The 14642-nt window shown below is 60.7% G+C and carries 11 protein-coding genes, 1 tRNA gene and 1 pseudogene; 9 read left to right on the forward strand and 4 right to left on the reverse strand.

Features of this window, described 5'->3' with window-relative positions; genetic code table 11:
- Window positions 1-69: 69 nt before the first annotated feature.
- Window positions 70-145: transfer RNA gene (locus ACA044_RS04070), tRNA-Thr, on the forward strand.
- Window positions 146-155: 10 nt separating this feature from the next.
- Here ACA044_RS04070 and ACA044_RS04075 read toward each other — a convergent pair.
- On the reverse strand, window positions 156-701 hold the full coding sequence (locus tag ACA044_RS04075) for a hypothetical protein (RefSeq protein ID WP_497445257.1): 546 nt from the start codon (window positions 699-701) through the stop codon (window positions 156-158).
- A gap of 302 nt (window positions 702-1003) precedes the next feature.
- Here ACA044_RS04075 and ACA044_RS04080 point away from each other — a divergent pair, with 302 nt between their 5' ends.
- Window positions 1004-1309 (forward strand): DUF6388 family protein, encoded by a 306-nt coding sequence (locus tag ACA044_RS04080; protein WP_339527099.1) that lies wholly within the window; start codon window positions 1004-1006, stop codon window positions 1307-1309.
- Between the two features lie 51 nt (window positions 1310-1360).
- Here ACA044_RS04080 and nadC read toward each other — a convergent pair whose 3' ends face one another.
- On the reverse strand, window positions 1361-2209 hold the full coding sequence (gene nadC, locus ACA044_RS04085; RefSeq protein WP_497445258.1) for a carboxylating nicotinate-nucleotide diphosphorylase: 849 nt from the start codon (window positions 2207-2209) through the stop codon (window positions 1361-1363).
- A 360-nt stretch (window positions 2210-2569) separates the two neighbouring features.
- Between nadC and ACA044_RS04090 the strand changes: the two genes are divergently transcribed.
- The 5 genes and pseudogenes from ACA044_RS04090 (at window position 2570) to ACA044_RS04110 (ending at window position 8600) form a co-directional block, all read left to right on the forward strand.
- On the forward strand, window positions 2570-4774 hold the full coding sequence (locus ACA044_RS04090) for a DUF1631 domain-containing protein (RefSeq protein WP_497445259.1): 2205 nt from the start codon (window positions 2570-2572) through the stop codon (window positions 4772-4774).
- A 64-nt stretch (window positions 4775-4838) separates the two neighbouring features.
- Complete coding sequence (gene ampD, locus ACA044_RS04095) at window positions 4839-5408, forward strand: 1,6-anhydro-N-acetylmuramyl-L-alanine amidase AmpD (RefSeq protein WP_497445260.1); 570 nt, start codon at window positions 4839-4841, stop codon at window positions 5406-5408.
- A 2-nt stretch (window positions 5409-5410) separates the two neighbouring features.
- A complete protein-coding gene (gene ampE, locus ACA044_RS04100; RefSeq protein WP_497445261.1) occupies window positions 5411-6247 on the forward strand; it encodes a regulatory signaling modulator protein AmpE in 837 nt (278 codons plus the stop codon).
- Between the two features lie 1291 nt (window positions 6248-7538).
- Window positions 7539-7742, forward strand: a pseudogene (locus ACA044_RS04105) (HAMP domain-containing protein); the annotation flags it as partial.
- Between the two features lie 153 nt (window positions 7743-7895).
- On the forward strand, window positions 7896-8600 hold the full coding sequence (locus ACA044_RS04110) for a methyl-accepting chemotaxis protein (RefSeq protein ID WP_497447161.1): 705 nt from the start codon (window positions 7896-7898) through the stop codon (window positions 8598-8600).
- A gap of 156 nt (window positions 8601-8756) precedes the next feature.
- On the opposite strand, the gene ACA044_RS04115 is transcribed toward ACA044_RS04110, so the two are convergent.
- Entirely contained in the window at window positions 8757-9533 is a 777-nt protein-coding gene (locus ACA044_RS04115) for a TatD family hydrolase (RefSeq protein WP_497445262.1), read from the reverse strand.
- 3 nt (window positions 9534-9536) lie between these two features.
- Window positions 9537-10532, reverse strand: coding sequence for a catabolite repressor/activator (cra, locus tag ACA044_RS04120; RefSeq protein WP_497445263.1), 996 nt, complete (start codon window positions 10530-10532; stop codon window positions 9537-9539).
- A 301-nt stretch (window positions 10533-10833) separates the two neighbouring features.
- Here cra and ptsP point away from each other — a divergent pair, with 301 nt between their 5' ends.
- Together ptsP and pfkB are read left to right on the forward strand one after the other, a co-directional pair.
- Window positions 10834-13695, forward strand: coding sequence for a phosphoenolpyruvate--protein phosphotransferase (gene ptsP, locus ACA044_RS04125; RefSeq protein WP_497445264.1), 2862 nt, complete (start codon window positions 10834-10836; stop codon window positions 13693-13695).
- Window positions 13695-14636, forward strand: a complete 942-nt coding sequence (gene pfkB / locus ACA044_RS04130) for a 1-phosphofructokinase (protein ID WP_497445265.1) — start codon at window positions 13695-13697, stop codon at window positions 14634-14636. Before ptsP ends, pfkB begins: the two co-directional genes overlap by 1 nt.
- Window positions 14637-14642: the final 6 nt, after the last annotated feature.

The following is a 14642-nucleotide window of genomic DNA, read 5'->3' on the forward strand; positions in this document are numbered from 1 at the left end:
CTGCGATCTTTTGATTTTGCGGTGCGCCAAGTTGCCGGACCCCGAAGCCAGTGCTAGGTTTAGCCCACCGCCCGTGTAGCTCAGCCGGTAGAGCAGCGCACTCGTAACGCGCAGGTCGCAGGTTCGATTCCTGTCTCGGGCACCACTTTCCTCGCTTATTTCACCTTCCTGCTCAGATCCTCGACGGTGCGCTTGAGTTGATCCATCGCGCGATCCTGATCGCTGATCTCTCGTTTGAGACTGGAGATTTCGCTGTTGCTCGAGTTTGAGCTGGAGCCGCTGTTGCGCTTTAGCTCTTCCACTTGCTTGCCAAGGTTGTTCAGATCGCGTTCCTGTTCATTGATCGTGCGCTTGAGATCGTCAATCTCCTTGTTGCTGGAGTTTGAGCTGGAACCACTGCTGCGCTTGAGTTCTTCGATCTGACGGGCCTGCTCGCCGAGGGTGCGCTTCTGGCTTTCCAGTTCGGTGGCATTGGCTTTCACGGTTTTTTGCAGGCTTTCCAGATCATCGATGCTGACGCTGGTTCTGACGAGTGTGTCCTTACCGAATGAATTGTGGAGGGCGGAGATTTTGTCGGAGTACAACGCAGGGTCAGAGGTGACTTCGACAGCCGCTTGAGCAGCGCTGGCCAATGTCAGGCTGCCGAGCAGCAGGGTAGCGGTCGTAAGCTGGGTAGACAAAAGCTTCGAAAAACTGCGCATCACTGGGGTTCCTTGTGAAGTGCCGATATGGCACATCGCTATGAGTTGGGATTTCGACTTATGTTCCCAAGGCCTCCTGCACCTTATGCACTCGGCTTTTTATGGGATAGATGTAAAGACCCGTGTAAAACATCGACAAAACGTCCTATATTCGTTGTCTGCATGAGCATCGCCCAGCAGTTTTCAGATGATCCCGAATGGTTCTGAAGGCCAGACAAACCGGGCTTCAAACGGTTTTTTGCGTCAGAGAGATCCTTGATGATCCAGATCCATCTTCCATTCCCCAGATCAGCGAGAACGCCATGACCGTTAAAGAATTGACCCAAGAAGCCAGACACGAAGAAGCCCTGAAAAAGTACGCGCTAGACGCGCACGAGTTGATGGAAGAGATCAAGGACTTGCCCGCCGACGATCAGAAAGACCAGATCCAGTGGGCGTTCGAGGATGAGGCGGAAGCTCAGGGCTTGCAGCCGTGGGAGCTGACGCTCAAATACACCACAACCCCGGAAGAGTTCGAGGCCGCGCGCCTGGCGCTGCACAAGGAGGCGGCGGAGGTATTGGGTGTCGAGTGGGAAGAGTACTGCGAGATGAATAATCTGGTGGTCTAAAAAAAATGCCAGCCTTCATCAGGCTGGCATTTTTTATTATCAAAGCCGTGATCAGAGACTCAGTCGCATCGACAGGTCCACAGCCTTCACATCCTTGGTCATCGCACCAATCGAAATATAATCCACCCCGGTTTCGGCGATTGGCAGCAACGTGCTTTCGTTGATACCGCCGCTGGCCTCCAGTTTTGCCTTGCCGGCGTTCAAGCGCACGGCTTCGCGCATGTCATCCAGGCTCAGTTCATCGAGCATGATGATGTCGGCACCCGCCGCCAGTGCTTCCTTCAGCTCCGCCAGGCTTTCCACTTCGATCTCCACCGGTTTGCCCGGGGCGATCTTGTGCGCGGCGTTGATTGCTTCAGGAATGCCACCGCAGGCGGCGATATGGTTTTCCTTGATCAGGAAGGCGTCATACAGGCCGATGCGGTGGTTATGGCAGCCGCCGCAGGTCACGGCGTATTTCTGGGCCAGGCGCAGCCCCGGCAAGGTTTTGCGGGTGTCGAGCAACTTCACCTGGGTCTCGGCGACGAAATCGGCCAGGTACTGCGCGCGAGTGGCCACGCCAGACAGCAATTGCAGGAAATTAAGAGCACTGCGCTCACCCGTCAGCAGCGAGCGCGCCGGGCCTTCGAGATGGAATAGCACCTGATTGGGTTTCACCCGTTCGCCGTCGGCTACCTGCCAGTGCACCGCAACCCGCGGATCCAGCTGCCGAAACACGGCATCCACCCACGCGGTGCCAGCAATGACAGCCGCATCGCGGGTGATGATGGTGGCTTTGGCCAGGCGTTCGGCCGGGATCAGTTGCGCGGTGATGTCGCCGCTGCCGATGTCCTCGAGCAACGCACGGCGCACGTTGGCTTCGATTTCGGCGGTCAAATCGGCGAGACGTAGATTCGGCATAACGGGCTCCACAAACAAAGTGGTCCGATTATAGGGCCATGGTGCGAGGCAACCCAAGGCATCAACGGCCATTCCATCGTTCGCGAACCTGCATGTGGTCGATTCACTCGAGCAATCGGTGTTAAGCAAGGGTCTCTCTCATAACGTCTATTTCTTGGGGAAGGGCAGAGTCTGCTGGCACAAAGAAGGTCTTTTGCAGATAATCCGCCTTGCATTTGACGTCATAGCTTTGACGTAACTTTGGATTCCCGATTATTGAATGACAACGGGTGGTGACGGTCCCCGTTGAGCGTCGGCTATGTGGCCTGCGTACTCGATCTTTCTTACCGAACCGAAGAATCACCATTTCAGGAGGCTTGGATGCACAACGACGGGAATGTAGTGCCTTTGCACAAGGCCGCTACCGACCAGGCGGCTCACTCGCCGCTCGCCCGCCTGCCCGTGATTCTGCTTCAGGTTCGCGACAAGGCCGCTCAACAGCTCAAGCAGGGTTTGCAGGAGCTGTTCGATAACGCCGACGACACCCTGTTCGAAATGGCCGATCGCGCCCGAAACGACGTCGAACAAAACATCTTCTTCGAAGCCATGCGCGATTTGCGCCTCAAGCGCAAAAGCATCGAACGCGGTTTTCTCGAGCAATTGTTCGAGGCTTTCGTCAGCCTCACGCAGCAGGACACTTCTCAGGCTGCCTTGCCCCGGGCCTTGGCTTTCGATACCTCGGTGCCGCTATCCCATGACGACATGGAGCGTAATGTGGCGGTGGAGGTCATGGTCGGCAAAGTGCTGAACCGCGACGGTTTCGCCCTCGACCAACTCACGGCCCGACTCAGCACGCTGTTGGGCAAGACGCTGGTCGAACAGCACAATCCCATGGGGCCGACACTGCTCTGCGAGTATTTCTTGCAGGCCGGGCGCAACCTGGGCATGGAGATCAAGGTCAAGCTGATCATCCTCAAGTTGTTTGAACGCTATGTGCTCAGCAACGCTGATCAGCTCTACGCCGAAGCCAATCAACTGCTGATCGCCACCGGCGTGTTGCCGGACCTCAAACCCGCACCGACACGGCGTGCCACCGATCGGGCGGTGGCGAGTGTTCATTGCGACTCCGCGCAGGCTGGGGGGCGGTTTGGCAATCCTCAGGTTGACGATGGAGTGCAGGAAGTCTTCGCCGCTTTGCAGGAGTTGCTGTCCCACGTGCGTGGCAGCGTTGCGCCGACCCTTGAAGCCAGTGCCCAGACCCAGCCCATTTCCACCCGCGACCTGCTGCGCCTGCTCTCGCACTTGCAGCAATACGTACCGGCACTGGCGGTTCAGGACGACTTCGATCTGCGTAACCAGCTCGAACTACTGCTGACCCGGGTCAGCGTCAAGAGTGGTAAGTCGCGTGTAGTCGCAGTGGCCGACGAAGACGTGATCAATCTGATCGCCATGCTCTTCGAATGCATCCTCGATGACCGCAACCTGCCGGACTCTCTCAAGGCGCTGATCGGCCGTTTGCAGATCCCGATGCTGAAAGTCGCGGTGCTCGACAAGAGCTTTTTCAGCCGCAGCAGCCATCCCGCCCGGCGCTTGCTCAACGAAATCGCCGCTGCGGCCATGGGCTGGGGCGAGTGCGATGACCATGAGCGCGACAGTCTGTACCTGCGCATCGAGCAGGTGGTGCAGCGCTTGTTGAACGACTTTGTCGATGACCCGGCGATCTTTTCCGAGCTGCTGGCGGATTTTCTCGCTTTCACCAGTGACGAGCGCCGCCGCAGCGAATTACTCGAGCAGCGCACCCGAGACGCCGAAGAAGGTCGTGCCAGGACCGAACTGGCGCGTCAGCGCGTCGAGCAGGTGCTGAACCAGGCGTTGGTGGGCAAGGTGCTCCCGCACAGCGTGGTGGCGTTTGTCCGAGAGGCCTGGAGCAAAGTGCTGTTGCTGACCTGCCTCAAGCACGGTGATCAGTCCGCCGAATGGCACGCCGACGTGCAGACCATGACGCAATTGATCTGGAGCGTGCAGCGCCATGACGAGCCCGACGCGAGCCTGCGCTTGTTGTCGCTGGTGCCGGGGTTGCTCAAGTCGTTGCGCGATGGCTTGAACAGCTCGGCATTCGACCCGTTCGCCACCAGTGAGTTTTTCAGCGAGCTGGAAGCCGTGCACGTTCAACTGTTCGAACGTCCGGGTCAGAAAAGTACGCCTGGCGGGCCGATGATGGTTCAAGTGCAGCAGGAAATCGTGCTTCGCACCGCTGATGAAGGCCCGGTCGAGACAGCCTCGGTGCGTTTGCCGGAGGACGATGTCGCCTTGCTTCAGGTCGATCAGCTGCACCCGGGTTGCTGGGTCGAGTTTCAGGAAGACGAGGAAAACACCCTGCGCTGTAAGCTGGCGGCGATCATTGAAGTTACCGGCAAGTACATCTTCGTCGACCGTACCGGGATGAAAGTGCTGGAACACAGCCGTACCGGTCTCACCCTGGAATTCCGACGTGGCGCGGTGCGAACGCTGGACGGCACCTTGCTGTTCGACCGGGCGCTGGAATCGGTGCTCGGCAACCTGCGGCGTCTCAATCGCGGCAAGTGATCGCGCGCCGAGGGTCTATCGCGGCATACTGGGCGCCAACACAGTCGTCGTTGAAGGAGCCTGTATGCAGTTGGACCCCGCGAGCGGTTGGTGTCAGGGCGTGCGCATATGCCCCTCGCCCAACTTCAATGCGCGCCCCGAGGGCGAAATTTCCCTGTTGGTGATCCACAACATCAGTCTGCCGCCAGCGCAGTTTCTGACTGGCAAGGTGCAGGAATTTTTTCAGAATCGTCTGGATGTCACGGAACATCCCTACTTTGCAGGAATCGTCGACCTGCGGGTGTCTGCGCACTTTCTGATTGAACGTGACGGCGCCGTCACTCAGTTTGTCTCTTGTCTTGAGCGCGCCTGGCATGCCGGCGTCTCGTGTTTCGAAGGACGGGAAACCTGTAACGATTTTTCCGTGGGCATCGAGCTTGAAGGCACGGATGATCTACCGTTCACCGACGCCCAGTATCAAGCGTTGACGGCCCTGACCCGACAGCTGCAAAACGCTTTCACGGGCATCACCGCGCAGCGTATCTGCGGGCATAGCGACATTGCACCCGGGCGCAAGACTGATCCGGGACCGGCGTTCGACTGGGCACGCTATCACGCGGCTCTGGCAAAAGCCGCTCTGGAAAAGAAGGAGTAACAATGAGTTTTCTGGTGCTGCTGTTGGCGGTGTGGATCGAGAAGTTCTCGGCCTTGCGCCATCGGGTTCAACGTGATGGCGGTTGGGTGCGCGAGCTGAACAAGCTTGAAGCCAGCCCACGCATGACCCACCGTCCGTGGCTGATTCTGGTGGTGCTGGTGTTGTTGCCGGTGGCGTTGCTGGGTTTGCTGTTGGTGGTGCTGGACCCGGTGGCCTACGGCTTGATGGCGTTGCCGGTGCACCTGCTGGTGGTGATTTACAGTCTGGGTCGTGGTGATCTGCTGGCCGGCCTGGGGTCGTTTCGCGATGCCTGGCGCCGGGAAGACCTGCAAGCCGCCGCCCATGTGGCCAAACGCGACCTGAATATTTGCGCCGACAGCGGCGAGCAACTGCTGGAGCGCGTCGAAGGGCATCTGCTGTGGCAGGCGTATCAGAGCTTTTTCGCGGTGATCTTCTGGTACTTCCTGCTGGGCCCGGTTGCAGCCTTGAGCTATCGATTGCTGGCGCTGGCTGAAGAGCACGGGCAGACCCTGTCCGTGGTCGAGCGCGCCGCACAGCTGCGTCACGCGTTTGATTGGGTGCCGGTGCGGTTGCTGGCTGCGAGCTTTGCACTGGTCGGCAACTTTGTCGCGGTCAGCCGGGTGATGCTGCATGAACTGCTGAACTGGAACATCAGCGCCGCCCAGTTGATCGAGAAGGTCGGACTGGTGGCCGGCGAAATTCCGGCGCCGGTGGTCGGGCCGGATGGCATCAACAGCCTGGACCGGATCTGGGAACTGCTGCTGCGCGCGGCAGTGCTTTGGTATGCCGGGTTTGCGTTGTGGACTGTTTTGTCGTAACCACGATACATCTGAAGTGAACGTCATTGTGGCGAGGGGGCTTGCCCCCGTTGGGTCGCGAAGCGGCCCCCCAGCGTCCGCTCAGACAGATCGATTTGCCTGGATTTACGACTGCTTCGCAGCCGAACGGGGGCAAGCCCCCTCGCCACAGGGATATCACTTGCCTGAAGCATCTTCTGCCTGAAGAAAAGGCACCCCGTCGTTAACCTTAAGTTACAAAACCCTCTGCCGATTTAGGCTATACAGAGATAGCGCCGATAGTGGCTATCTGCTGTCTCTGCGCGCCTGCCATAAAAATAAGAATTCAAAGGGAGACTTCACAGTGAAGAGCTTGCTCTATCCCGCCGTCGCGCTGATGAACCGCCTGAGCTTCGGCATGAAGTTCAGCCTGATCAGCGTGCTGTTCCTGGTGCCGATGCTGGTGACCAACTTCTATCTGGTGCGCGACTCCTATCGCGAGTTCCAGGGCACCCAGGTAGAACTGCAGAGCCTTGACCTGCTGGGCAGCGGCCTGAGCCTGCGCCGAGACCTGGAAACCCTGAACAACCTGGTGCAGATCAACGTCACCCTTGGCCAGTCCGGTAAGGCCGGTCATGTCGAATCGAATATCAGTGCTCTGGAGCAACGCGTTCTGACCCGTTTGCAAGGGCTGGCGGCGATGACCACTGACCCGGAACAAATCACCTTTTTCGATGGCAAGCGCGATGAAATGATCGCCGCGTTCAAGGCTCAGCAAGCGGAAACCTCCCTGCAAAGCAAAAGTGCGCTGATCGGCAAGTTGCTCGGCAACGCGCAGATTTTCAGCCAGATCATTGCCAGTCAGGCCGGCCTGAGCCGCGACAGCCAGAGCGACATGCGGCAGCTGAGCGAGCTCATTACCAACGTCACGCCGGCCGTCACCCAGACGCTCGGCGAAGGCCGGGCGATGGGTTCTTACTCGTTGGGGCAGGGCTTTCTCAATTCGGCGTCGAGCACCCGTTTCGATGAGTTGCTGGCGCAGATCGAAAAGCTTCAGGCCGAATACGGTCTGAAATTGCAGGATGCTCTGGGCTCCAGTAAAGCGGCGCACGAAACCCTGACCGCTCAGGCTGAAAGCAGCAAGGCCTCTCTGAAAAAGGCCAGTGAGCTGTTCGAAGAACAGGTGGTGATGGCTGACACCCTCGATGCACCGTGGCAGGCCTTTTACGATCAGGTCACGGGCCTGATCGACCAGACTTACCAACTCAACGAAGCCACCCTGAAGTTTCTCGGTACCCAGTTGCAGCAGCGGCTGGAGCAGCACCGCACCCACATGATCTTGCAGGTGGTGGCATTGGCGGTGGTGTTTGTGTTGATTTTTTACCTCTATGGCGGTTTCTACGCTTCGACCCGCACCACCCTCAAGCGTCTTGGCGCGGTGATGGATAAGGTGGCGGCCGGTGACATGACTGTCACCTTCAGCGCCAACAGCCGCGATGAACTGGGCGAGTTGGGCGAGGTGTTCACCGCCACCGTGAAGAAAATCCATGACCTGATCGAGCGGGTGGGCCAGACCGTCAGTGAGGTCGAGCGCCAGGCCAGCCAGGTCGAAAACGTGTCTGCCCAGAGCAACCAGGCGGTGGCGGGGCAGCGCACGCAGATCGAGCAGGTCGCCACGGCGATGAACCAGATGTCAGCCACGTCCCTGGAGGTGGCGCGCAGCGCCGCCGCGGCCGTCAGCAGCGCCCACAGCGTCAACGACGAGACCATCAGCGGTCGCGGACTGGTGGAGTCCCAGCAGGGCAGCATCGCTGCACTGGCCAGTGAGATCGATCAGTCGGTGCGGGTGATCAATCAATTGGCCAGTGACAGCCAATCCATCAGTGGTGTGCTGGAAGTGATCAAAAGCATTGCTGAACAGACCAACCTGCTGGCCCTCAACGCCGCCATCGAAGCCGCGCGCGCGGGCGAGCAGGGCCGTGGTTTTGCGGTGGTGGCGGACGAGGTCCGGACCCTGGCCAAACGCACGCAGCAATCGACCGAAGAAATCGAGCAGATGATCGCCAAACTGCACAGTGGTGTCGGTGCGGCGGTCAAGGCGATGGGCTCCAGCCATCAGATGGCCAACGGCACGGTCGGGCAGTCGGAAAAGGTCCAGCAGGCGCTGGAAAATATCCTCGGCGCCGTCGGCATGATCGTCGACCAGAATCAGCAGATCGCCGCCGCGGTAGAACAACAGACCGCCGTGGCCCACGACATCGACCAGAACATCGTCGAGATCAACCGCGCCGGCGAGCGCACCGCCGAAGGCGCGCACCAAACCGAAAATGCCAGCCGAGCGTTGTCGGCGCAGGTGGTGGAGCTCAAGCAATTGATCAGCGCGTTCCGGGTTTGATGTGGCGAGGGGGCTTGCCCCCGTTGGGTCGCGAAGCGGCCCCCCGGCGCCCAGTTTACGACTGCTTCGCAGCCGAACGGGGGCAAGCCCCCTCGCCACAGGCAAGCCCCCTCACCACACAAGCCCGCTCCCACAGGGGATGTGTGCGGCGACTGATTACCAGTTGAACAGCTCACAGGCATTGGCGGTGCTGGCGGCAGCCAGTTGTTCGGGGCTGATCGCCATGATGGCGGCCAGTGCCTCGCAGATCGCCGGCAAATGGGCCGGGCTGTTGCGTCGGCCGGGGAACATGGCGGGGGCCATGTCTGGTGAGTCGGTTTCCAGTACCACCGATTCAAGGGGCAAACCGGCGAGCACACGGTGCATGCGCAGGGCTTGCGGCCAGGTCGCGGCGCCGCCGAGGCCGAGCTTGAAACCGAGCTTGATGTATTCGCGAGCCTCTTCCTGGCTACCGGCGAAGGCATGAATGATTCCCGCGCGTTTCAAGCGAAACCGTTTGAGCGTGGCAATCACCGCCGCGTGGCTGCGTCGCACGTGAATCAACGCCGGCAGATTGAAGTCCGCCGCCAGTTGCAGTTGGGCGTCGAACAGCGCTTGCTGGCGTTCACGGTCGAGGGTTTCGATGAAGTAATCCAGACCGATCTCGCCCACCGCGCATAGCTGTCGATGGCCCGCCAGGCGCGTTAGCCAGTCACCGAGTTCGGTCAAATCCTCAGGGCGATGGTCATCCAGATACACTGGGTGCAAACCCAACGCCGCGTGCAAATCAGGATCGCTTTGCACCAGGTCCCAGACCCGCTGCCAATTGGCCTGATAAACCCCCAACACCACCATCCGCCGCACGCCCAGGGCGCGGCTCTCGGCCAGCAGCGCCTGACGATCCCCGTCGAAGTCCGGAAAGTCCAGATGAGTGTGGGTGTCGATCAGCTCCACGGTTCAGTCCTGACGAATACGCTGCTTGAAGGTCCGCGCGATGGCCTGCACGCCGGGTTGGTAATCGGCCTGTTCGATGGCTGCCAATGCCAGTTCCAGGGCCTTGTCGGCGATCAGCTGATGCTGCTGGGACATGGCGTTGACCGGCAGCGGCAGGAAGTCCAGCAACTGGGTGTCACCAAAGGTGCCCAGGCGCAGCGGGCGGGATTTGAGCGGGAAGTCGTGCAAGGCATCGAACACGCCCTGAAGCAGCACGTAGGAGGTGGTCACCAGAGCATCCGGTAAATGCCCCAGACGTTGAAGCAATTCTTCCATCAATTGTTTGCCGCACTCGCGGCTGAACGACTCGCCGTGTTCGATCAGCACCTCGCCTTTGAAGCCGTTCAGCGCTTCCTTGAAACCCGCCGCCCGCTCCTGGCTGATGCTCAGCTCGGGGCGTGCTCCGATCAACGCGATCTGCTTGGGCAGCGGGTCCAGCAAGCTGCGGGTCAAGTGCTGGCTGGCTTCGCGGTCGTCGCTGATCACCGAGCAGAAGTGCTCAGGTTCCATCACCCGGTCGATGGCGATGATCGGAATACCTTTGGCCTGCAACTGGCGATAGCTGTCGTCGCCGGCGGGCAGGCAACTGGCGACAATCAACGCATCGCAGCGGCGGGCGCGGAACAGTTGCAGCAATTGCCGTTCGCTGTCCGGCGCATCGTCGGAGCTGGCGATCAGCAGTTGATAGCCGCGAGCCCGGGCGCCTTGTTCCAGCAGTTTGGCGATTCGTGCGTAACTGGGGTTTTCCAGGTCCGGCAGAATGAACCCCAAAGTGCGGGTGTGCCGACTGCGCAGTCCGGCGGCCTGGGGATTGGGCGTGAAGCCATGCTGTTCGACCACCGCCCGCACGCGCTCGACGGTGGCGCTGCTGATGCGTTGCTGTTCGGCCTTGCCGTTTATGACATAACTGGCGGTGGTCACGGAGACACCGGCCAATTGTGCAATATCACTGAGTTTCAACCCGGGTTTTCCTTTTTTGTTCGAGTTTGCCCGACATTTTCGCCAATCCTACCCGATTCGGGCAGGCGACCATTGTCGCAGCACATCCGACAATTGGACTTCAAGGATGAGACATTATCGAGTAACGTGCCTAACATTCTAGATTAAACGTTTCAGCAGGCGTATTTTCTACGTTATAGGTCGCTTTGGTCGGTTCTGCCGCGAAACCGCCAAAACTGCCCCTGAAAAGGTGTTCTCAAGCGCCTAAGCTGAATCAATCAAAACAATACCTGGCGTCAAACGGCGCCAAAAAGGAGAAAGCATGCTCGAGCTCACCATAGAGCAGATATCCATGGGCCAATCGGCTGTGGATAAAGCCACCGCCTTGCAATTGCTCGCTGACCGACTCGTGACCGATGGCCTGGTGGCCGACGGCTACCTCGCGGGCTTGCAAGCCCGGGAAGCCCAGGGCTCGACCTTTCTCGGTCAAGGTATTGCCATCCCCCACGGCACCCCGGAAACACGCGATCTGGTGTTTTCCACCGGCGTGCGGCTGATGCAGTTTCCTGACGGTGTGGACTGGGGCGATGGCCAGATCGTTTATCTGGCGATCGGTATCGCCGCCAAATCCGATGAACACTTGCGCCTGCTGCAACTGCTGACCCGCGCTCTTGGCGAGACCGATCTGGGCCAGGCCCTGCGCCGTGCCAGTTCCGCCGAAGCCTTGCTGAAACTGCTGCAAGGTGCGCCGCAAGAGTTGGCGCTGGACGCACAGATGATCGGGCTCGGAGTCTCTGCCGATGACTTCGAAGAACTGGTCTGGCGCGGTGCCCGTTTGCTGCGTCAGGCCGATTGCGTGAGCAACGGTTTTGCCGGCGTCTTGCAGCAGGTCGACGCGCTGCCGCTGGGCGATGGCCTGTGGTGGCTGCACAGCGAACAAACAGTGAAGCGTCCGGGCCTGGCCTTCGTCACCCCGGACAAGCCCATGCGCTACCTCGGTCAGCCGTTGAGCGGGCTGTTTTGTCTGGCCAGCCTCGGTGAAGCCCATCAGGCGCTGCTCGAACGCCTTTGCGCGCTGCTGATCGAAGGCCGTGGTCATGAATTGGGCCGTGCCACCAGCAGCCGCGCGGTGCTGGAAGTCCTCGGCGGGGAAGTGCCGGCGGATTGGCCGAGCGCACGCATTGCCCTGGCCAACGCCCACGGTCTGCATGCGCGCCCGGCGAAGATCCTCGCGCAACTGGCGAAAAGTTTTGAAGGCGAAATCCGCGTGCGCATCGTCGACGGTCACGACAGCGCGGTTTCGGTGAAAAGTTTGAGCAAACTGCTCAGCCTCGGTGCCCGTCGCGGTCAGGTGCTGGAATTCATTGCCGAACCAAGCATCTCCGCCGACGCCTTGCCTGCCTTGCTGGCGGCCATCGAAGAAGGCCTCGGTGAAGAAGTCGAGCCACTGCCCGTGGTGAGCCAACAGCGCGAAGTGATCGCCGATATCGCCGAAGTGCTGCTCGCGCCAAAGTCCGGCAGCCTGGTTCAGGCGATTGCCGCCGCTCCGGGGATCGCCATCGGCCCGGCGCATATTCAAGTGCTGCAAGTCATCGATTACCCGCTGCGCGGTGAGTCTGCTGCCATCGAGCGCGAACGTCTCAAGCAAGCGCTGGCGGATGTGCGTCGCGACATCGAAGGCCTGATCGAGCGCAGCAAGGCCAAAGCGATTCGCGAGATTTTCATCACCCATCAGGAAATGCTCGACGACCCGGAACTGACCGACGAAGTCGACACCCGCCTCAAGCAAGGCGAAAGCGCCGAAGCAGCGTGGATGGCGGTGATCGAAGCCGCCGCCAAACAACAGGAATCGCTGCAAGACGCCTTGCTCGCCGAACGTGCCGCTGACCTACGTGACATTGGCCGTCGGGTGCTGGCGCAATTGAGTGGCGTCGAAACACCGGCCGAACCTGCGCAGCCGTACATTCTGGTGATGGACGAAGTCGGCCCGTCGGATGTGGCACGTCTTGATCCGACGCGCGTCGCTGGCATCCTCACCGCTCGCGGTGGTGCCACGGCCCACAGCGCGATCGTCGCCCGGGCCTTGGGTATTCCGGCGCTGGTGGGCGCAGGCGCCGCCGTGTTGCTGCTGAAACCGGGCACGCCGCTGTTGATCGATGGCCAACGTGGTCGCCTGCACGTGGACGCCGATGCCGCGACCTTGCAGCGCGCCACCGAAGAGCGTGATACCCGCGAACTACGCCTGAAAGCCGCCGCCGAGCAACGCCATCAACCGGCGCTGACCACCGACGGCCACCCCGTGGAAGTGTTCGCCAACATCGGTGAGAGCGCCGGCGTCACCAGCGCGGTGGAGCAAGGCGCCGAAGGCATTGGCCTGCTGCGCACCGAACTGATTTTCATGGCCCACTCGCAAGCGCCGGACGAGGCGACTCAGGAAGTCGAATATCGTCGCGTCCTCGATGGCCTGGCCGGCCGGCCGCTGGTGGTGCGCACCCTCGACGTCGGTGGTGACAAACCGCTGCCGTACTGGCCGATCGCGAAAGAAGAAAACCCGTTCCTCGGGGTGCGTGGCATTCGCCTGACTCTGCAACGTCCGCAGGTCATGGAAGCGCAGTTGCGCGCCTTGCTGCGTGCGGCCGACAACCGCCCCTTGCGGATCATGTTCCCGATGGTCGGTAGCGTCGATGAGTGGCGTCAGGCGCGGGACATGACCGAACGCCTGCGCCTGGAAATTCCGGTGGCCGATTTGCAGCTGGGGATCATGATCGAAGTGCCGTCGGCCGCTTTGCTGGCGCCGGTGCTGGCCAAAGAGGTGGACTTCTTCAGCGTCGGCACTAACGACCTGACGCAATACACCCTGGCCATCGACCGTGGTCATCCGACTTTGTCGGCCCAGGCTGACGGCTTGCATCCGGCGGTGCTGCAACTGATCGACATCACCGTGCGTGCGGCTCATGCTCATGGCAAGTGGGTTGGCGTGTGCGGTGAACTGGCGGCCGATCCGCTGGCGGTACCGGTGCTGGTGGGCCTGGGTGTGGATGAGTTGAGCGTGTCGGGCCGCAGCATTGCCGAGGTCAAGGCGCGCATTCGTGAACTCAGCCTGACCCAGACTCAAACCCTTGCCCAACAGGCCCTGGCCGTGGGCAGCGCGAACGAAGTCCGCGCATTAGTGGAGGCCCTGTAATGGCCAAGATCTTAACCCTGACCCTTAACCCGGCGCTGGACCTCACCGTTCAGTTGCCGATTCTTGTGCCCGGTCAGGTCAATCGCAGCGACGAAATGCACACCCACGCCGCCGGCAAAGGGGTGAACGTGGCGCAGGTGCTGGCCGACCTCGGGCATCAGCTGACCGTCAGCGGTTTTCTCGGGGAAGACAACCTTCAGGCGTTCGAAACCCTGTTTGCCAAACGCGGTTTTACCGACGCGTTTGTCCGCGTTCCCGGCGAGACCCGCAGCAACATCAAACTGGCGGAAAGCGACGGGCGCATCACCGACGTCAACGGTCCGGGGCCGAGGGTCAGTGAAGCGGCGCAGCAAGCCTTGCTCGATCGTCTTGACCAGATTGCTCCCGGGCATGACGCGGTCGTCGTGGCCGGCAGTTTGCCCCGTGGCGTGAACCCTCAGTGGTTGCGGGAGCTGATCCATCGCTTGAAAAACCGCGGCTTGAAGGTTGCGCTCGACACCAGCGGTGAAGCCTTGCGCGCAGGTCTGGCGGCCGGCCCGTGGCTGATCAAACCCAACACCGAAGAACTGGCCGAAGCGCTGGATTGCGAGGTGGTTTCCGTGGGCGCCCAAGCCGAGGCGGCGAGCCGTTTGCATGCTCATGGCATCGAGCACGTGGTGATTTCCCACGGTGCCGACGGGGTGAACTGGTTCAGTGTCGGCTCGGCCATGCACGCCACGCCGCCCAAGGTCAGCGTGGTCAGCACCGTCGGTGCGGGGGATTCGTTGCTGGCGGGCATGCTCCACGGTTTGCTCAGCGCTGATACGCCCGAACAAACCTTGCGCACCGCCACCGCGATTGCCGCCATGGCCGTCACCCAGATCGGTTTTGGTATTGGCGACGCCGCGCAACTGGCGCAGCTCGAACAGGGCGTGCGCCTGCGCCCCCTGACAGAACAATAAGAGGGT

This window comes from Pseudomonas sp. LBUM1673 (assembly GCF_059695645.1).